The 19,119-nt window shown below is 66.5% G+C and carries 18 protein-coding genes and 1 pseudogene; all 19 read right to left on the bottom strand.

Translation table 11 applies throughout. The annotated features are described in order from the left end of the window. Positions 1-117: 117 nt before the first annotated feature. Positions 118-420, bottom strand: coding sequence for a DUF2442 domain-containing protein (locus QZY48_RS30060; protein WP_295437541.1), 303 nt, complete (start codon positions 418-420; stop codon positions 118-120). A gap of 11 nt (positions 421-431) precedes the next feature. After that, positions 432-1,265, bottom strand: coding sequence for a PIN domain-containing protein (locus tag QZY48_RS30055; RefSeq protein WP_295437540.1), 834 nt, complete (start codon positions 1,263-1,265; stop codon positions 432-434). A gap of 16 nt (positions 1,266-1,281) precedes the next feature. After that, complete coding sequence (locus QZY48_RS30050; protein WP_295437539.1) at positions 1,282-3,369, bottom strand: PTS transporter subunit EIIC; 2,088 nt, start codon at positions 3,367-3,369, stop codon at positions 1,282-1,284. A 364-nt stretch (positions 3,370-3,733) separates the two neighbouring features. Beyond that, positions 3,734-6,262 (bottom strand): phosphoenolpyruvate--protein phosphotransferase, encoded by a 2,529-nt coding sequence (gene ptsP / locus QZY48_RS30045; RefSeq protein ID WP_295437538.1) that lies wholly within the window; start codon positions 6,260-6,262, stop codon positions 3,734-3,736. 335 nt (positions 6,263-6,597) lie between these two features. Further along, complete coding sequence (locus QZY48_RS30040; protein WP_295437536.1) at positions 6,598-7,476, bottom strand: PP2C family serine/threonine-protein phosphatase; 879 nt, start codon at positions 7,474-7,476, stop codon at positions 6,598-6,600. Further along, the gene (locus tag QZY48_RS30035; protein WP_295437533.1) at positions 7,466-8,170 is read right to left on the bottom strand and encodes a VWA domain-containing protein; all 705 of its coding nucleotides are present in this window, start codon (positions 8,168-8,170) and stop codon (positions 7,466-7,468) included. Before QZY48_RS30035 ends, QZY48_RS30040 begins: the two co-directional genes overlap by 11 nt. A 106-nt stretch (positions 8,171-8,276) precedes the next feature. Further along, complete coding sequence (locus QZY48_RS30030; protein WP_295437531.1) at positions 8,277-9,008, bottom strand: hypothetical protein; 732 nt, start codon at positions 9,006-9,008, stop codon at positions 8,277-8,279. Positions 9,009-9,183: 175 nt separating this feature from the next. Next, positions 9,184-9,438, bottom strand: coding sequence for a type II toxin-antitoxin system VapB family antitoxin (locus QZY48_RS30025; RefSeq protein ID WP_295437527.1), 255 nt, complete (start codon positions 9,436-9,438; stop codon positions 9,184-9,186). A 121-nt stretch (positions 9,439-9,559) separates the two neighbouring features. Next, the gene (locus tag QZY48_RS30020) at positions 9,560-10,576 is read right to left on the bottom strand and encodes a cytosolic protein (RefSeq protein ID WP_295437525.1); all 1,017 of its coding nucleotides are present in this window, start codon (positions 10,574-10,576) and stop codon (positions 9,560-9,562) included. Between the two features lie 21 nt (positions 10,577-10,597). Beyond that, entirely contained in the window at positions 10,598-11,749 is a 1,152-nt protein-coding gene (locus QZY48_RS30015) for a formylglycine-generating enzyme family protein (protein WP_295437524.1), read from the bottom strand. Positions 11,750-11,889: 140 nt separating this feature from the next. Further along, a complete protein-coding gene (locus tag QZY48_RS35145) occupies positions 11,890-12,420 on the bottom strand; it encodes a hypothetical protein (protein ID WP_366929811.1) in 531 nt (176 codons plus the stop codon). 163 nt (positions 12,421-12,583) lie between these two features. Beyond that, positions 12,584-13,299: pseudogene (locus QZY48_RS35140) on the bottom strand (formylglycine-generating enzyme family protein). A gap of 576 nt (positions 13,300-13,875) precedes the next feature. Beyond that, positions 13,876-15,219, bottom strand: a complete 1,344-nt coding sequence (locus tag QZY48_RS30000; RefSeq protein ID WP_295437521.1) for a serine/threonine protein kinase — start codon at positions 15,217-15,219, stop codon at positions 13,876-13,878. A gap of 249 nt (positions 15,220-15,468) precedes the next feature. Beyond that, entirely contained in the window at positions 15,469-15,666 is a 198-nt protein-coding gene (locus QZY48_RS29995) for a hypothetical protein (RefSeq protein ID WP_295437519.1), read from the bottom strand. Further along, positions 15,666-16,085 carry a PIN domain-containing protein gene (locus QZY48_RS29990; RefSeq protein WP_295437517.1) on the bottom strand — a complete coding sequence of 140 codons (420 nt, stop codon included), beginning with the start codon at positions 16,083-16,085 and terminating at the stop codon, positions 15,666-15,668. Before QZY48_RS29990 ends, QZY48_RS29995 begins: the two co-directional genes overlap by 1 nt. Beyond that, complete coding sequence (locus tag QZY48_RS29985; RefSeq protein ID WP_295437516.1) at positions 16,082-16,303, bottom strand: hypothetical protein; 222 nt, start codon at positions 16,301-16,303, stop codon at positions 16,082-16,084. Before QZY48_RS29985 ends, QZY48_RS29990 begins: the two co-directional genes overlap by 4 nt. A 365-nt stretch (positions 16,304-16,668) precedes the next feature. After that, positions 16,669-17,493 (bottom strand): undecaprenyl-diphosphate phosphatase, encoded by an 825-nt coding sequence (locus QZY48_RS29980; RefSeq protein WP_295437515.1) that lies wholly within the window; start codon positions 17,491-17,493, stop codon positions 16,669-16,671. A gap of 276 nt (positions 17,494-17,769) precedes the next feature. After that, positions 17,770-17,976 carry a DNA gyrase inhibitor YacG gene (yacG, locus tag QZY48_RS29975; protein ID WP_295437513.1) on the bottom strand — a complete coding sequence of 69 codons (207 nt, stop codon included), beginning with the start codon at positions 17,974-17,976 and terminating at the stop codon, positions 17,770-17,772. A gap of 14 nt (positions 17,977-17,990) precedes the next feature. Continuing rightward, a complete protein-coding gene (zapD, locus tag QZY48_RS29970; RefSeq protein WP_295437512.1) occupies positions 17,991-18,758 on the bottom strand; it encodes a cell division protein ZapD in 768 nt (255 codons plus the stop codon). Positions 18,759-19,119 lie beyond the last annotated feature (361 nt).

The following is a 19,119-nucleotide window of genomic DNA, read 5'->3' as shown; positions in this document are numbered from 1 at the left end:
CCTGGACGTAGGCTTCATCAAGCTGGTTGAGGCTGTGGTCGCTCAGGTGCATCGGTCAGTGGCGCGGTATCATCGGGCAGCGTAGGGGGAACATACTGATCGGGCTGGAGGCAGCGGTCAAGGGGTCTCTGAACGGCTACGGGAAGAGTGCGCCTTGTCAAGGCTGGCAATGGTTCCTCCACGGTAAAGATCCATGGCCGGAAAGCACAGCGCGAAATCACCCCAAACCAATTCGCCGTATTCCAGCCAAAAGGATGCAAGGTGCCCCGGATCGAGGAACGCACGAATGTCCGGATGGTGGGATTGCGACAAGAACGGCAGGAAATCGACGGTTTGGATCGCGCCGTCGTCGAACCTGAGCCTCAGGCGGTAGTCACCGTCCGGCTCCGCACTCAGGATATTGATCTCACGTTGGCTCATTTCAACCTGCGTCAGTGCGCGGTAGGCAAGTGCGGCGGTAGGTTATACGTTACCGATGTGCCCGTGACCTTGATCCACCCGCGGCTAACCAATTCCTTGAAGACCTTGTCGATCTGATTGACCTGGAGCTGCTTTCCGCAGGTGGCGTGAATCGTGTTTCGCAGTGTCTTTTCCTTGCGTGGCCGCGACGCTTTGCGCTTTATCAGGTCTTCCGCCGCAACCCGTGTCAGGTCATCGAGGGTTCGGTTGGACGCGGGCGGTGCTTGCGGGCGAACCGTCGTCAGTCCAATGGGCGGCGATGGTGCCGGCTCATCTCTAATGAAGCATGGAAGATCATCGACCGATTCAGATCTTGCACACAGGATGCCCTGGGTCTTCAAATGACGAATCAGTGGATCGAAACCCGTATCCTTCGAGATAATATGGAAAAAGCCGACGGGATCTTTGGTCGCCAACGTACCCAGGTAGTATGCGATGTAGAAATCGAGGGCATTACGCCCGGCGGCGTCGAGTACCACGTAGTTTCCGCGATCACGGAGTTGCTGCATGGTAAGCACCAGGTCAACCGGTAGCTTCGTGTCATGCAGACCCAGGAAGAGGGTGACGCGAAACCGCTCGTCGCTCAACCGGGTGAGGTGCGCTACCTTTACGTTTTCGTAATCGACTAACACGTAATTTGTCTTCATATATTCCCAGGCCGGACCGGGTGTGCGCCCCGTCCGGAACCCTTTTCCGCGGTCCTGCCGGCTTGCTCCACCGGTTACTGAAGGAATAAACATTCGGGACGGGGCGAATGCCCCGTCCCGCTCCAGCGACGGGGCGAATACCCCGTCCCCTCCGGTCACGCGCGGGTGCCGCTCCTCACCCCGCCATCGCCGCCTTCATCTCCGCCGCATACTGATCGGCATTGAGCCCGACCAAGAGATGCAGCACATTATCGGGCAGCCGCAGGATGCCCTGCACCCCGGCCGCCTTGAGCGCCGCTTCATCCAGGCCGCCGGCATCCGTCAAGGTCACCCGCAGCCGGGTCTCGGCGGCGGCCTCGGCCTGGCGCACATTGGCCGTGCCGCCCAGGCTCGCGAGGATCGCGCGGGCCTTGGCCGGGGCCTCGGCGTCGCGGGCGCGGGGCTTTAAGGTATCGGCCTTGTACTGGACCTGGGGGGCATCGGCGCCGCTCGGCAGTTCGGCCTCGGGGCCGGCGGTGTCCAGGTATTCCTCCATGTCGGTCTTGAGATTATCGGAGCGGGGGCCGAAGATCGCCTGGAGGTTCTTGCCGACGGTGACCACGCCGGCCGCGCCCAGGGCCTTGAGCTTCTCCGGGTTGGCCTTGCCCATGTCCGCCACCTCGACCCGCAGGCGGGTGATACAGGCGTCCAGGCCCAGGATGTTGCTCTTGCCGCCGAAGGCCAGTACCAGTTGCCGGGCGAAGTCGTCGCCGCCCGCGGCCTTGACCTCGACCTCATCGACGGTTTCGGTCTCGCGCCCGGGGGTCTTGAGGTCGAACCACTGGATCAGGACGCGGAACAACACGTAATAGACGACCGCGAAGATGGGTCCCAGCACCAGGACGATCCAGGGCTTGATGTCGTTGACGTAATAGAGCGCATAGTCGATGAAGCCGTGGCTGAAGCTGTAGCCTAAGCGCGCATCGAGCAGGTAGGTGCTGAGATAGGCCAGGCCCACCAGTACCGCGTGCACGGCATAGAGCAGCGGGGCGACGAACAGGAAGGAGAATTCCAGCGGCTCGGTGATGCCGGTGAGGAAGGCGGTCAGGGCCGCGGAGCCCATGATGCCGGCGATACGCGCCTTGTTCTCGGGCTTGGCGCAGTGATAGATGGCGAGTGCCGCCGCGGGCAGGCCGAACATCTTGAAGACGAAGCCGCCGCCCAAAATGGCCGCCTCATAGTCACCGGCAAAGAAGCGGCTGATGACGCCGTGGACCGTCTTGCCGGTGGTCGGGTCCACATAGGTGCCGACCTCGAAGAAGAAGGGCACGTTCCAGATGTGGTGCAGGCCGAAGGGCAGGAGCATACGCTCTACCACGCCATAGATCGTAACCGCCGCCGCCGGGTTGCCGTAGGCCGCCCAGTCGCCGAAGTCGCGGATACCGGCCCCGATGGGCGGCCAGATGACGGCGAGGATCGCCGCCAGGCCAATGGCCGCGAAGGCGACCGCGATCGGGACGAAGCGCTTGCCGGCAAAGAACCCGAGATAGGAGGGCAGTGAGATGCGGTAATACTTGTTGAACAGGAAGGCGGACAGGAGCCCGATCAGGATGCCGCCGAAGACCCCGGTGTCGATGGACTCGATGCCGAAGATCTTCTTGATCTCGGCCCGGCTCTTGGCGGTGGGGAAGGGGGTCAGGTCGCCCTTGCCGGCGTCGTAGAGTGCAATGGCGCCGCCCCCGGTCTCACCGGCCCGGATGATGAAGGGCACCGTGACCTTGTCGCAGGTGACGCTATTGTCCTTGAGCTCCGCGGCGCGCAGCTTCTCCAGCGTTCGCCCATCCTTGTCGAGACACAGGAAGCGCCCGCGTTCCACGTCGTATTCCACGTTGGCCGTGACGGCCTTGCCGTCGGCGGCCACCATCCTGAGCGGCTCCACGGGTGCCACCCAGCCGATGAACAGGAGCCCGATGACCCCGAGCGCGGCCAGCAGGACGAAATAGCCGACGGTGGCGGCCATGGCCGCCACGCCGTCGTTCTTGGTGAAGCCCAGCACCACGCCGATGGCGAAGATCAGGGGCAGGATCATGAAGATCGCATCGCCCGAGGCGGACATGATGCGCCCGATCTCGGCGATCCAGGGGGTCTGGGCCTCGCGGGCAATGGAGGCCCCGACACCCAACAGGATGCCGGCGACCGGCAAGACGGAGACCGGCAGCATCAAGGCCTTGCCGATCTTTTGCAGACCACCGAAGGTGGTGCCCCAAACGGTTTGAAGACTCATGTCATTCTCCAGGATTCCGCTATCACTTAAGTTCCGAAAATAGGCATTGCAAAGGCGCGAAGGCGGCAAAGAAAACACCATGCGGGTCGCCCGCCGGACCCGCCGGCCAAGTCGTTAACCATGGCTTTTTAATCCTCTCACGGAGACACGGAGGCACGGAGAAGAAAGACTTGGTAACGGTTCAACAACAACCGGCACAGCGTCGGCCGGCGGGCGGCTGGTTCCTGGCCCGAGCCGCGTGGAACCCTCACCACTTGCTTCTGAACCGTTACCGACGACCATCTTTCTTTGTGTCTTTGTGTCTCCGTGAGAGAATGTCTTTGCTCCCCGCGCTTATCGTGCCTTTGCGCTGTGCGTGTCTGGCTCAGTAGTCCAGGGGCACCAGGGCGCGTACCGCGGCGGCGCTGTCCTGGGCGAGTGCCTGCTCCGCCAGGTCCTGGCATTGCGGGAGCGAGCGGGCGCGCACCTGCGCCTTGACCGCCGGGATGGACGGGACACTGACCGACAGCTCCGCCACCCCCAGGCCCACCAGGATCGGCACCGCCTGGGGATCGCTGGCCAGACCGCCGCAGACCCCCACCCATTTGCCCTCGGCGGCGGCCCCCTCGACGGTCTGGGCGATGAGTTGCAGCACTGCCGGGTTCATGGCGTCCGCCTTGGCGGCGAGCTTGGGGTGGCCGCGGTCCATGGCGAGCGTGTATTGGGTCAGGTCGTTGGTGCCGATGGAGAAGAAGTCCACCTCACGGGCGAACTGGCGGGCCAGGACGGCCGCCGCGGGCACCTCCACCATGATGCCCAGTTCCACCGCATCGGCGACCCCCAGCCGCGCGCGCTCCTCCTCCACCAGGCCCTTCACCGAGCGGATCTCATCGAGCGTCGCAATCATCGGGAACATCATGCGCAGGCGGTTGCCCTGGCCGGCGCGCAGGATGGCGCGCACCTGGGTGCGCAGGATCTCCGGGCGGTCGAGCCCGATGCGCACCCCGCGGATGCCGAGCATCGGGTTCTCCTCGCGCGGCATCGGCAGATAGGCCAGCGGTTTGTCCCCGCCCACATCGAGCGTGCGGATGATCAGGGGCCGTCCGTCCAACGCCTTGGCGATGGCCGAGTAGATGGCGTATTGATCCTCCTCGGTGGGGGCGGACGTGCGCTCCATATAGAGGAACTCGGAGCGCAGCAGGCCCACGCCCTCACCGCCCAGGGTCACGGAGCGGGCCGCGTCCTCCAGGCCGCCGATGTTGGCGACCACCTCGATCCGGTGACCGTCGCTCGTCACCGCCGGGTCCAGGGCGGCCGCCAGGTCGTTGGCGCGCCGGGTCGCCTGGCGCTCCTTCAGGGTCTTGATGCGGGCGATCTCCAGCGGGTCCGGGTTCAGCCGCAGGCTGCCCTTGCTGCCGTCCAGGATGACCGGCGTGCCGTCCGGGAGATCCATGGCGCGCGGCTCGATCCCGGCCACCGCGGGGATATCGAGCGAGCGGGCGATGATGGCGACGTGGGAAGTCGAACCGCCGCCGACGGTCGCAAAGCCCAACACCCGGCCGCGGTCGAGGCGGGCGGTGTCTGAGGGGGTCAGGTCCTCGGCGATCAGGATGGTGTCCGGCGGCGCCTGGGGCTCCTCCAGCGGCGTTCCGGTGATGATGGCGAGCACCCGTCGGCCCACGTCGCGCAGGTCATTGGCGCGCCCGGCCAGCAGCTCGTTGCGCAGCCGCGCCAGGCCTTCTGCATGGGTGGTGAAGGCGGCCCGCCAGGCGAAGGCGGCGCTCTTGCCCTTGGCGATAGCGCTCTCGGCGATGTCGAGCAGGCCCGGGTCGCCCAGCAACTCCTGATGGGCGGCGAAGATCGCCGCCTTGGCCGGGTCGGCCTGGCCGCGCAGTTCCGCCTGCAGGGCCTCGAGCTGGTTGCGGGCGATATCCAGTGCATCCTCCAGGCGACGCCGTTCCTGGTTGGCGGTCTCGCCGACCTCCTGGACCGCGATCTCCTCGCGCCGCAGGCGCCACACCTTGCCCACCGCGAGCCCCGGGGAGGCGGCCACGCCGAGCAGCAGGTTCGGGTCATCGGAGCGGGGGCGCGGGGCCGGGGCGGCGTCCGCGCTGATCTCGGTGGTGGCCGGTGCCGGGGCCGGGGTGCTGCCCTCGTCGCCCAAACCGGAGGCCAACTCCGGGACCAGGCGGGCGATCACCTCCTCCGCGTCCGGCCCCTCGGCGATCAGCACGACCTTGTCACCCTGCTCGATCGCCAGGCCCATGATCGAAACCAGGCTCTTGGCGTTGGCCTGATCGTCGCCGCGCTGGATCAGGACCCGCGACTGGAAGCGCTTGGCCAGATTGGCGAGCACCGCCGCCGGGCGGGCGTGCAGCCCGGTCGGGTTGGGGATCAACACCGCCTCGGAGATCACCCGCTTGCCGGACCTCTGCGCCTCGGCCGCGCCCTCTTCGGCCAGGTCAAGGCTCAGCAGGGTATCGATGCCCGCCCGCACCAGCCCGCTGGCCGGATGGTAGGCGGCAACCCGCTCCCCGTTGGTCACCACGATCTGGGTCAGCAGGCTCTTGGCATGGGTCGCCAGAAAGTCCGCGTCGAAGGCGATCAGGGCGTCGCCCGCGGCCACCGTCTGTCCCGCGACGACCTTGGGGGTGAAGCCCTCGCCCTTCAGATTCACCGTGTCCAGGCCGATGTGCATCATCAGCTCGACGCCGGTGGGCGTGGTCAGGGTCACCGCATGGCCGGCCCGATGGACGTTCGTCACGACCCCCGCACAGGGCGCGACCAGGACCTGGGACAACGGATCGATGGACACCCCGTCGCCCACCATCTTCTGGGCGAAGACCGGGTCCGGGACCTGTTCCAGTGGCAGGATGACGCCATCCAGGGGCGCCTTCAGCTCGATGGTTTGCACCGTGATCTCCTCTATGGCGAGTGGTTTGGAGTGGCAGCGCCGGCCGCGGGCAAGGCGGCGGCCGCCGGGACGGGCGCGGGACTGGTGGGTGACGCGGGCGCCGGGCCCGCGGGCCGCGCGGTGTCGATGACGGTGCCGGGTCGCAACACATCGGTCCTCGTGCGGGGGACCCTGCCGGGCACCCTCTTTGGTTCTTGTTCCGGCCACCGAACGGGTGCCCTGAGCGGCAGACCGCCCGTTTCGGTGGGGCGCGGGTCCAATCGTGGCAGGGTGCGAGGGGAACGGCAACCTCTTGTGGCCGTCTCTGCTGGGGTCGGCGGGTCAGGCGCGCCGCCTCAAGGTGCCCGCCACAGGATGCCGACGCTGATGTCGTCGCCGCTGCCCTGCTGGGATGCCTCATCGAGCCAGCCGCGCAGGTGCGGCTTCACCCCCGCCTCGCCCTCGTCGCGCAGCATCGCCCAGAGGTCATGTGCCACCTGCCGGAAGCCCTCATCGTCGCGAAAGGCGTTGGCGTAGCCGTCGCTGGCGGCGAGGATCAGCGCGGGCGGCGCCCCGGCCAGGGTTTGGCAGTACACCCGCACCTCGTCTGCGGCCCGCGGGGCGCAGAGCGAGGTGGTCTCGTTCCCCATCAGTCGCGCGTCCGGGGGCAGGGGGCGCCCGACCTCGCCGTCGGCCGAGACCGTCAGCAGGTCGCCATCGCCGAGTTGCAGATAGAGGATGAACGTGGGTCCCACCACGACGGTCAGCAGCGTCGAACCGTAGGCCAGCGCCGGGTTGACCTCGAGCTGCCGCCGGCCCGGCTCATCCAGGGCGCCGAGTTCCAGCGCGGTGAAGGGCCGGCGCGCGAGCTTGCGCGCCACGCCCGCCTGCCACCCGCGCACCAGTGCCGTGGGCCACTGTTCCTCGGCCCAGCGCTTGCGCAGGGTCGGGGGCGCCGTGAGCGGCAGTTGACCGGCGGTTTGCAAGGCCACGGCCACGGCGAGGCGCGCGCCCTGTTGGCTGCGAAAGCTCTTCGGGCTGCCGTGACCGTCGGCGAGCGCCAAGACCAGGGCCGCGGCGTCGCCGCAATCCGCCCCGTCCACGCGGGCACCGGGGGCGATGCGCACCGCGTCCTGATTCGGCAGTTCGGAGCGCAGATGGGCAGCCCCGCGCACGCTGGCCCGCAGCGCCCGCCAGCCGACTGGGGCAGCGCCGGTCCCCGGGCTACCAGACATCGTCCGGTGCCTGCGGGCCGGTGGGCGCCGTCGGCGGGGCCGGGATCGGCACGTTCTGCCCCGCCGCGAGCCCGGCCGCCTGGCTCGCCGGGGCCGAGGCGGACTTGAGCACCGCGGTCGAGACCCACTTGATATGCCGAACCAGGGTCTCGGGGTTGTTGGCCTGGAGCGGCTTGACCTCCGCATGGCCGATGAAGCGCTGCAGGACCTCCGTATCCGCGTCCTCGCCGATGGCAATGGCGATGCGTACCGCCTTCTTGCCCCAGGGCTCCCGCATCAGGGCCGCGAGCCCGCCGCTGAAGTCGTCGGTGGGCTGGCCGTCGGAGATCAGCACCAGCACCGGCGGCAGGGCGCGGTCGGTCATCGGCGGCATCTGCAACTGCTCGGCCACCATGCGCAACCCCAGGCCCATATCGGTCAGCCCGTTGGTCTGCAGGTCGGTCCATTTGAAATCGGCGACCGGTGTGGGCTGCGAAACCTGCCATTGGGCGCCGCTCCCGAAGGCCAGAGAGCGCACCAGGACCTCGGCATTGGGGTTCTCGTTCGCCACCGTGCGCATGTGCGGCAGGGCCTCGCGGATCGCGGTATTGAGCGACTGGATCTTGCCGTCCACGGACATTGAGCCCGAGCAGTCGGCGATCCAGATGAAGTGCAGCGGGCGGGTCGCCAGCTCGCCGCCGGGGCGTTTTGCCATTGGGCTGTCTCCTTAGCGTGATTGGTCGGATTGATCTAACTGGTTACTCGTTTCCAAGCTTCGCGAATGTGCACGAATTCCCAGCGTTTCCCCGAAAGGTCGCATTTCAGTGCGTGTCGAAAACCTCATGCTGGCTGTTTGCGGTCAGGATACGGGTGAGCCAGGCCTCGATCTGATCCGGTTCGGCTGCCTGCACGCGGGCCACAAGGTCCGGCGTCGGCGGACCGAACTTGGCTTGCAGCAGTCGGAGCAGGGCTTTGGCCTCGCCTTCCTGTTGGCCTGCCTGCCAACCCGCCTGTTGACCTTCCTGCCAGCCCTCCCGCCGGCCCTGTTCGAGCCCTTCCTCGCGGGCAAAGCGTTCCCAACTCGTAACGTATGACATCTTGGTTTGCTCCTCCAGTTCAGCCAGTTCTTGCCGCAGTGCCAGTTCGAGCCCGCGCGGCAGGCGGATCAGCCAGTCGATGAAGCGCAGCAACTTGATCGCATCCTCGCGGCCGTACCGATAACGATACCAATACTGGAACATCCGTTCCGGGAACCCGGCCTCGGCCTGGCCTTGGATCTCGATATGCAGCAGCAGCCAGACCTCCAACCCCTCGCGACTGTAGACCTTGACCAGGCGGTCGGCATACCGGCGGCCGATGGTGGAGTCGCCGGTGATGCGCTGTAGCTCGGCATCCAGGAATTCATAGGGGCGGTCCCAGTCGATCAGGGCGTGGACGGACGGGAAGAACAGCGCCATGAATGGCGGTAGCCAGGCGTCGATGGCCTCTTTCCAGGGGGAATCGTAGTCCGTTGCATGGGATGCGTCGGGATTGGCGGCGGGGTTTTCGGTCATCGGCAATCTTCAGTGAACCTATCATCTTCTCGTTCCCACGCTCCAGCGTGGGAATGCCGTTCCGCCGCTCCAGCGGCGCATCGGCCGACGGGACGCTGGAGCGTCCGCACTTGCTCCCACGCTGGAGCGTGGGAGCTAGAAAGGATGGCAATGATTGCCGAGGTATCGATAACCATCAGATTGGCAAGCCCTGTTCGTCGTAGCCGATGATTTCCTCGTGGCTGCGCCGGTCCGCGCCGCACTTGCGCGCACTGCGGGCAGCAATCTCGCGCATCTGCGCAAGGTTTGCGCCGCGGCCCGCGACCTCGCGCAGGCGCTGCGCCTGCTCGCGCAGTGCGCGCACCACGACCGCGGAGAGGTTCTCGTTGGTCAGTTGCGCAAGCTCGCGCGCGAGTCGATCCGCTTCCTGGTTGACGATATGCAGTGCCATGTGAGACCTCTGTTGTATTCGTTACCCGTGTCACTTGTTCCCAAGCTCCCCCTGGGAATGCGGTTCTCGAACTTCTGCTTTGCGTCATCCGGGACGCACTGCTTTTCGGAAAGGGCGCAGCTCAGTGCGTGTCGAACACCTCATGCGGGCTGTTCGCGGTCAGGATACGGGTGAGCCAGACCTCGATCTGATCCGGTTCGGCCGCCTGCACGCGGGCCACAAGGTCCGGCGTCGGCGGACCGAACTTGGCTTGCAGCAGTCGGAGCAGGGCTTTGGCCTCGCCTTCCTGTTGGCCTGCCTGCCAGCCCGCCTGTTGACCTTCCTGCCAGCCCTCCCGCCGGCCCTGTTCGAGCCCTTCCTCCCGCGCCAGTTGTTCCCAACTCGTAACGTATGACATCTTGGTTTGCTCCTCCAGTTCAGCCAGTTCCTGCCGCAGTGCCAGTTCGAGCCCGCGCGGCAGGCGGATCAGCCAGTCGATGAAGCGCAGGAGTTTCAGCGCCTCGTCGCGCGCGTAGCGGTAACGATACAACAAGGCGATGATCTCACCCTTGCGCACCTTACGCTCGGGGTCGCTGGAGCGCCGGTGGGCCGCGAGCTGGGCCAGCGCGACCACCGCGAAGGGGTTGTCGGCCGCGCGCTGGGCCAAGTCCGCTTCATCCCAGGACAGCAGGGTGTGGACGCGAAAGCGGAAGCGGACCCCGCAGCCGTCGCGTTCGCGGCGGTATTGCGCGGTCTCGCCGTCGGCCCGGTCGTTGGTCAGGAGCGCCAGGCTGATGGTCTCGATCCCGCCGAAGCGGTCGTAGATGCGATACCAATACTGGAACATCCGTTCCGGGAACCCGGCCTCGGCCTGTCCCTGGATCTCGATATGCAGCAACAGCCAGACCTCCAACCCCTCGCGGCTGTAGACCTTGACCAGGCGGTCGGCATAGCGGCGGCCGATGGTGGAATCGCCGGTGATGCGCTGTAGCTCAGCATCCAGGAATTCATAGGGGCGCTCCCAGTCGATCAGAGCGTGGACGGTCGGGAAGAACAGCGCCATGAACGGCGGTAACCAGGCGTCGATGGCCTCTTTCCAGGGGGAATCGTAGTCCGGCGTAACCGATTCGTCAGCATTGGCAGTGGGGTCTTCGGTCATGGGGTCATATAAGGATAAAGGTCAAAGGTCCTGGGCCAGCCGCAGACCGAGGAAGCCGTCGCGGTCGGCGGGACCGTGCCAGCCGCGGCTCGACACGCGGTTGCCCCCCGCGTTGCCGCCACAGGAACCGCCGCGCACCCCCCGGCCAGCGGGATTGCTGGAGCTGGATGCGTTGCTGGGTGCGCCCCACGCCGAGCCATCGGTCGGGGCACCCGCATAGTCCTTGTGCCAGACGTCCTGTACCCACTCCAAGACATTCCCGTCGATGTCGTGGAGCCCCCAGGGGTTGGGGCGCTTCTCGCCGACCGGATGCGTCCTGCCGCCGGAGTTGTCGCAAAACCAGGCATAGTCGCCCAGCGTCTTCTCGTCATCGCCGTATGACCAGCGGGTCGCGGTACCGGCCCGGCCGGCATATTCCCACTCGGCCTCGCTCGGCAGGCGATAGGTCCGGCCGGTCTTTGCGCTCAGCCAGACGCAGTAGACTACGGCATCTCTCCAGGAGACGTTGATGACCGGGCGCCGGCCGCGGCCCCAGCCTTCGTCATCTGGTGGTTGGCGGTTCGTAGCAGCAACGAATCGGTCGTAGTCCTCGAAGGTGACCGGGAAGCGACCGATGGCGAAGGGGCGCGCGATCCGGACCTCGTGCTGGGGCCTTTCTTTTGCGTCGGCCAGGTCGTCCTCCGCTGGCGCGCCCATGAGAAAGCGTCCGGGCGGGAGTCTGACCATCTCCGGCCCCTCGCTACCGTCCTTGAGGCGGTCGCGGAAGGTCGGCTTGGGCGGGGGCTGGGGCTCCTTGGCGGGCTTGGGCGGGGGCGGGGGTGCGGCGGCAGGCGTCGGGGTTGGCGTGGGAAAGATCACCGGGCCAGCGATGATCCCGAGCGCCAGGGCCCAGGTCTCCACCGCCCAGTGCGCCGCCTCGCCGGTCAGCGCCAGTTCGTCCTCCAGCCGCTTGCGCAGCCGCCCGAGCAGGAGCGGTGTCGGCAGAGCGCCGCTGCCGCCGAGCAGATCGGCCGCGACCCGCTGTCTCAGGGCGCTGACGAGGATGAAGACCTCGCGCTTGTGCTGCCCGCACAGGTCGCGCAGCATTGCCTCGCAGCGGCGCGGGTCGTCGCAGAGGCTGTGACCGTAACGCGCGATCAGCTGACGCAGGGTGTCGCGGACGCTGGGTTCCATGGATGTCGTTGCTCCAGGTTCACTAACCCATAAATACCGCATGGAAATGCGGCTCGCATAGTCTTTCTTGCGTTATTGTCTCAGGAAGCAGATTTTCCCGGACACCATGCCCAAGCGGAGCTTGAGCACGAGGGAAACGGCTAGCGTCCGAAGTGCGCTTTCGCATCGTAGAGCGTCTCCAGGGTAATCGTATGAATGCCGTGTTCAGTGGCGAAAAGTTCAGTCGCGCGACGCGCGCTGGCACGGAGGAAGAAGGGGATCTTTTTCAACTCCCGCTCGGCCTCAATGGCCCAGGTGACGCCCGGTGAGTCGATGGCAATGGGGGACTGGGCACGCGCTGGCGCAATGATCGCCATCGGCTCGGCAATGACCCCGAGCACCAGGGCCCAGGTCTCCACTGCCCAGTGCGCCGCCTCGCCGGTCAACGCCAGTTCGTCCTCCAGCCGCTGGCGCAGCCGCCCGAGCAAGAGCGGCGTTGGCAGCCCACTACTGCCGCCGAGCAGATCGGCCGCGACCCGCTGTCGCAGAGCGCTGACGAGGATGAAGACCTCGCGCTTGTGCTGCCCGCACAGGTCGCGCAGCATCGCCTCGCAGCGGCGCGGGTCGTCGCAGAGGCTGTGACCGTAACGCGCGATCAGCTGACGCAGGGTGTCGCGGACGCTGGGTTCCATGGATGTCGTTGCTCCAGGTTCACTCATACCCAAGTTCCGCTTGGGAATGCGGTTCTCAAAGCTTTGCTTTGTGTCATTGGCTCGGGAAGCAGCGTTTCAGGGACCGCGCGCCCAAGCAGAGCTTGGGCACGAGAGAAAGAGAAAAGGGTAAGAGTCATAAAGGTCAAAGATCCTGGGCAAGCCGCAGACCGAGATCAACGCCGCCAGAGTCGGGGCCACCCCCGGGGCGGGACAACACGCGCGTGCTCCCCGCGCCGCCGTTCCAGGAACCGCCGCGCAACACCCGGCCAGCGGTATCGCTGGATGCGCGCCACGCCGAGCCATCGGTCGGGGCACCCGTATAGTCGACGTGCCAGCCGTCCTGTACCCACTCCCAGACATTCCCGTGGATGTCGTGGAGCCCCCAGGGTTGGGGAGCTTCTCGCCGACCGGGTGAGGCCTGCCGCCGGAGTTGGCGCCGAACCAGGCATGATCGCTCAGTGCCTGCGCGTCATCGCCACAGGACCAGCGGGTCGCGGTCCCGGCCCGGCCGGCATATTCCCACTCGGCCTCGGTTGGCAGGCGATAGGTCCGGCCGGTCTGTCCGGCGAGCCAGACGCAGTAGGCCACGGCGTCATGCCAGGTGACGTTGATGACCGGTCGCCGGCCGCGGCCCCAGCCGTTGTCGTCAGGAAGCTCAGGTTGCTTGTTCCCCGCCCCGCCAAAATGAAGTGCCCAAAAGCCGCGCTTGGCCATCGACTGCCAGGTAGCGCGGACGAATCGGTCGTAGTCCTCGAAGGTGACCGGGAAGCGGCCGATAGCGAAGGGCCGCGCGATCCGGACCTCATGCTGGGGCCTTTCACTTGCGTTGGCCAGGTCGTCCCCCGCTGGCGCGCCCATGAGGAAGCGTCCGGGCGGGAGCCGGACCATCTCCGGCCCCTCCCCGCCGTCCTTGAAGCGGTCGCGGAAGGTCGGAAGGGGTGGCGGCTGGCTCTCCTTGGCGGACTTGGGCGGGGCGGACGAGTGCGCAGGGTATATCGCGATCTGTTTAGGCGGCGGCCGGGTCTCCTTCGCGGGCTTGGGCGGGGGCTGAAGTGCGGCGGCAGGTGTCGGAGTTGGCGCGGGAACGATCACCGGCCCGGCGATGACCCCGAGCGCCAGGGCCCAGGTCTCCACCGCCCAGTGTGCCGCCTCGCCGCTCAGCCCCAATTCGTCCTCCAGTCGCTTGCGTAGCCGCCCAAGTAACAACGGCGTCGGCAATCCACCGCCACCGCCGAGCAGATCGGCCGCGACCCGCTGTCTCAGGGCGCTGACGAGGATGAAGACCTCGCGCTTGTGCTGCCCGCACAGGTCGCGCAGCATCGCCTCGCAGCGGCGCGGGTCGTCGCAGAGGGCGTGACCGTAGCGCACGATCAGTTGACGCAGGGTGTCGCGGACGCTGGGTTCCATGGTTCGGTGTCGCTCCCGGTGGCCGGTTCAGACCGCGATCTCGCCTTCGACCTGGCCCAGGTTGAGCTGGACCCCGGCCGTGAGTGCGGCGCTGCGCCCGGGCTCGACATCGCGCAGTTGGCCGTCGGTGCCGGTCATCACCCATTTCGCGCCGGAGAGGTTCTTGAGCCCCCAACGGCCGGGGTCGCTGGGGTGCTGCTGCACGGCGGCGAGCGGCTGGCTGAAGTCGTAGCGGCGTCCCGGGTCCAGGTGATGCGGGAAGAGTTGGGTGTCGTGGTTGAGCATGACCACCTGGCGTCCCGCCGGGCGCCCGCCCGGGGACCCGAGCCGCAGCCGGTACGGCAGGGTCAGCAGCCGTCGGCAGGACCAGCAGGGACCGGGCGGGCCGGCGGCGGCCTCGGCATCGTAGAAGTTCTCGGCGCCGCACTGGCCGCAGTAGAAGATGCTGTCGGCGAGCCGCGCGAGGGCGCTGCTCCAGATGCTCTCGCGGACGCGCTCGGCGGGGTCGTGCAGGCCGGCGGTGAAGGCCTGGGTGAACAGGTCGCGCAGGAATTGCGGGTAGATGGGCCAGTGGGCCAGTGCATTGTCGTGCAGCCCGGGCAGCGGGCGGTTGCCGGCGTCCGCGGGGTCGAAGATGAAGCAGGGCTCGGTGCCGTAGAGCCGGTTCATGGCCGGCAGGTCGAAGCACTTGATCGCCGCCTCCCGGCTCCCCTCCAGCGGGTGATGGACGTGGAAGAGATAGAAGAGCAGCACCGCGAGCGAGAAGAGGTCGGTCTGGGTGCTGGGGGCGGCCTCGCCGCGGACGATCTCCGGGGCGATGAAGCGCGGGGTGCCGAGGATGCCGCCAGTGCCCTGGCCGTCGATGGCGACATTGTCGTTGTCGCAGACCGCAATCTCGCCGGTGGCGGGGTCGAAGAAGACATTGCCGAAGGAGATGTCGCGGTAACAGAGGCCCTGGGCGTGCAGCCTGAGAAAGGCCTGGGCCAGTTGCAGCCCGGCGAGGCTCAGCACGCGGAAGCTCGGATCGACGCGCCGCTTCATCAGGTCCACCAGGCCCTTGTGGCGTGCCTCGCGTAGCGGCATCAGGTAGCCGAAGCCGGCCGTGCCGGGGGCGGGGGCCGGGGCCTCGATCAGTTCCAGCGGCCAGAGGAACCCGGCGCTCGGCGGACCCTTGTCGACCAGGATCGCCAAGGCCTGGCGTTGGGCCGGGGTCGCCTGTTGCGGGAAGTACCACTTGAGTGCGAAGGGCCGGCCCTCGACCAGGACGCGGTAGACCTCACCCTGTCCGCCGCCGCCGAGGAAGGTCTCGATGGTGCAGGGGTGGCCGCTCGCGGTCGCGAGCGTGCTGCCGAGGGTCAACAGTTGATGCATCGGGGATCACTCGCTGGTCCAGGGGCCGCCCGGAGGCGACGGCAGGGGCGAAGTGTCCCCTGTCGGGATGCCGGAATCAACCGTCGGATCAGGTTTGAACGGGTCGATGACGGTGAGTCCATCGATGCGCTGCCCGTGTTGGAGGTCTTCGGTGTAGAGGATCGAACAACCGGACTCCAGGGCGGCGGCAAGGATCTGACAGTCCCAATAGGAGAAACCGTCGCGGCGTCGAAATTGGTATCGACGAACTCAACGCCTGGCATTACGCTCCTCCCGATCCGGGATTACGATCCTATCCACCCTGGCCCGTTCATACTCGGGTGGTGCTGCCACCCCCTCGGCAGGGTCCAGGGGCCAGATGATCAGCTCGATACGGCGGTGTTGCAGATCGGCCGGGATCTGGACGGAATGCGGGGCGTCGTCGATGATTTGGCGGATTGGTTGCATTATCTTGACTCCGGGATGAAGATCCGCTGGAACCCTTTATCTCGTAGGCCACGTACGAGCTCCTTGTCGCCAGACCACAATTCGCCGTTCAACTCAATGGTCAACGCCACGAACGGCGTATCTTTTTCGTCGATGCCCGCGCACAGATCGAACGCCTGGCGCAAGCTGCTGGTAGTGAGCGATAACTCGTCGTAAAAGGACAGTCGGCCCAGTATGACATTCAGCGCTTCCAGCAGGTCCGGCTCCTCCAGCTTTGAGCACGCGAGCAACTTCTGTTTGTGCTTGAACAGCTCAACGATGGAAAAGCGGCAGCAATAGAAGCGCGTATCACCGGCGTGGAAAAGGACATCGCGCAGCCGTCCGTGCCGGCTCAGCAGCATAGAAAACAGGATGTTCGTATCGACGACGACGGCATTCACTCAGCCCCTCTGCCCATCAGTCGACTGCGATTCTCGGCCCACCAGCTTGAGTCCACCTCGTCGGCAAGGGCGCGAATCTGATCATCAGTCGCCTCGCTGTGTTCCAGTATCGCGTCGACTCGCACGCGCTCCAGAAAGGTCTGGATATAACCTGCTGCGGCCAGCCCCTTGGGGATCCTGACGACGACATCGTCGGTCTCGTAGCGAATGTCGATCATGGTGTCTACTCCGAAAATACCCGAGTGCGCTTGTCCCAGTATAGCAGGCAGCGATCGGGCGTTGATCCGTCTCCCCGGCCAATCCGCCCTGGGCGCCACGGTTGGTCCGCACGGCAGGCCTTGATCGGGTCCCGGCCGACACGACAATTTCGCGGTCGCCGGTCCGCACAGCGGACCCTACCGCGGACCGGCGGGACCGCGCGCATGGGCGAGGTGAGACTGCCCTCGGTGCCTGCGGTCAACTCGGCAGGCGATGGGGCAAGGCGGGCGCCGCGCCGTCGTCGGCAGTATGTCCCGGCGCGGCGGTGCCGACAAGGCGCGCGGCGGGTGTGTGGCTACTGCGCGACGGGCGGCCTGTCGCGGTATCAAGCGTGCCAGTCGACCAGCCCGGTATAGGCGGTGCCCAGCACGATCAGGCCGAAGACGATGCGGTACCAGGCGAAGGCATTGAAGTTGTGGTGGGAGATATAGCGCAGCAGGCCCTTGATGGCGAGCATGGCGAAGATGAATGAGGAGACGAAGCCGACGGCGAAGACCGGGGCGTCGTCGAATGAGAGGATGTCGCGCGCCTTATAGATGTCGAGCACCGTGGCGGCGGTCATGGTGGGGATGGCGAGGAAGAACGACAACTCGGTCGCGGTCTTGCGCGACAGGCCGAAGAGCATCCCGCCGATGATGGTCGCGCCGGCCCGCGAGACCCCGGGGAACATCGCCACCGCCTGCGCGAAGCCCACCTTCAGGGCCGTCTGCCAGGTGATGTCATCCACTGAGGCGCAGCCTTCCGGGAGGTTGCGCCGCTCCACCCAGAGGATCACCAGGCCGCCGACGATCAGGGCGGCGGCGACGGTGAGTGGGTTGAAGAGATACTCCTTGATGACCCCGTGGAGCAGGAATCCGAGCACCGCCGCCGGCATGAAGGCAATCAGGATGTTGAGTGCGAAACGCTGCTGCGGGCCCGGTCGCCACATGCCCGCGGCCACTTGCAGGATGCGTTCCCGATAGAGCCAACAGACCGCGAGGATGGCGGCGAACTGGATCACGATCTCGAACACCTTGCTCTGCTCATTGGTGTAGTCGAGCAGGTCGCCGACGATGATCATGTGACCGGTGGAGGAGATCGGGAGAAACTCGGTGAGTCCCTCGACGATGCCGAGAATCAGGGCCTTCACCAGCAGGGGCAGGTCGGTCATGGGTAGTTCCTTAAGGTGCGCGATGGGTTGGGTGTTGTCTGGAAGGCCGGCGAGTGACGCGTCAAGAACAAGTCAAACATAATCGTTGTCGTTGTCGTAATCGTAATCGTAATCGGAGAAGGGATGCACTTTGGGGTGCGAGAGTGTCCGGGGCGCTACGATAATCTCGACAACGACAACGACAACGACAACGACAACGACAACGACAACGAAAATGGCGCGATAGTGCAGCGCCGTAGGGTCCGCTGTGCGGACCGATCGCACGGCGACCGCGGGTCAATGCGTCGGCCAGACCTGATCCGCGGGCGGCTGATCCTCCTCCAAGGGCTCGCCGGCGTCCGGAATGCGGTGGTTCTCGGCCAACCAATCGCCCAAGTCGATGAGCTTGCAGCGCTTGCTGCAAAAGGGCCGGAACGGCGACGCGGCCGACCACTCGACGGGGCGTCCGCAATGGGGGCAGGGGACCTGGGTGGGCCTGGGCATGGGTATAGGGTCTCTCAAAAGACGCAGCAGGTGAGACGGAACTCGACATCGTCCGGGGTCGGGGTCGGTCTCAGGCGCGGTTCGATGGTCATGAAGCGGATGCTGAAGCGGTTCTTGTGTCCGCTGATCTCGGGGTAGCGGCTGCTGCCCCCCGGCAGGGCCACGCGCACCATCTGGGCCGGCGCCTGAAGGTCCAACGCCTCCTGGAAAAAGCCCCCGACGGCCGTCACCTGGCGCGGCGTGGCGCTGCTGCGCGCGAGCGACAGCATGAGCCGGATGGCCGCGTCCGCCGGCCGCAGGTCCTGCAACCAGTGGTCCAGGCGCGACTGGCGCCGCTCCGGGGACTGGACCAGCCAATGGTGATACTGGGGCAGGTCGAAGGAGCAGGCGCCGCCGGGGATGGTGCTGCGCTGGGCCACGCCCTTGAGGAACTCGTCCTCCCGCGCGGTCTGGCCAATCGGGCTGGTGAGCGACGCGATGCCCGCGAGTGCCCGCTCCAGGTCCTTCAAGACCCGCTCCAGGGCGTTGGGGTCCACTCCCGGCTGACTCGCGATCCGCTCCACGGCGGCGAGGTTGCGGTCCAGTTCCTTGGCGATCTCGGTCCTGAGATCCGAGCGCGCGGTGACGGCGGTGATATCGATCAGCGCCTCCACCGCCACCCGGGTCGCCCAGGGGTCATACTGGGGCATGAAGTAATCCACCTTCTCGAACAGGTGTTCCAGACGCAGGAAGGTCCGGACGCGTTCGTTCAAGGGGTGCTCGAAGACGGTCAATGGGGCCACGGTGAGGTCTCGGGCTGAAGGCTGGGGACGGACTCGACCCGGCCGGGGCTGCCATTGCACCCCCCGCCCCGGGAACCTGAGGGTCGGATTCTCCCGGTTTAAGGCGTCCCGGTAAATCCCCTCGCGGGTCGGGACACCGGTCGGCGTGCACCAGCCGCCGGGACGGTCCCGCTCGGCCTCGATCATCATTGCGGCCGGTAGCGGTCCGTCCGCAACCGGAGGTCGAGGCTTTACCGTGAAAGTGCGTAGTCAGGCCATCCTGGCCTGACGGTGTCGGGGTTGGAACAGTCAGGGCTGGAAGCCCTGACTACGCCGCCCCGCACGCTGGCCATCGAGCTAGCGGTCGAGAGGACTTTCATGT

The organism is uncultured Thiodictyon sp., from assembly GCF_903828115.1.
In the GTDB taxonomy this organism is placed as follows: Bacteria; Pseudomonadota; Gammaproteobacteria; order Chromatiales; family Chromatiaceae; genus Thiodictyon.
The sequence above is the reverse complement of the archived record's forward strand: the minus strand, read 5'-3'. Positions and strand labels throughout refer to the sequence as shown.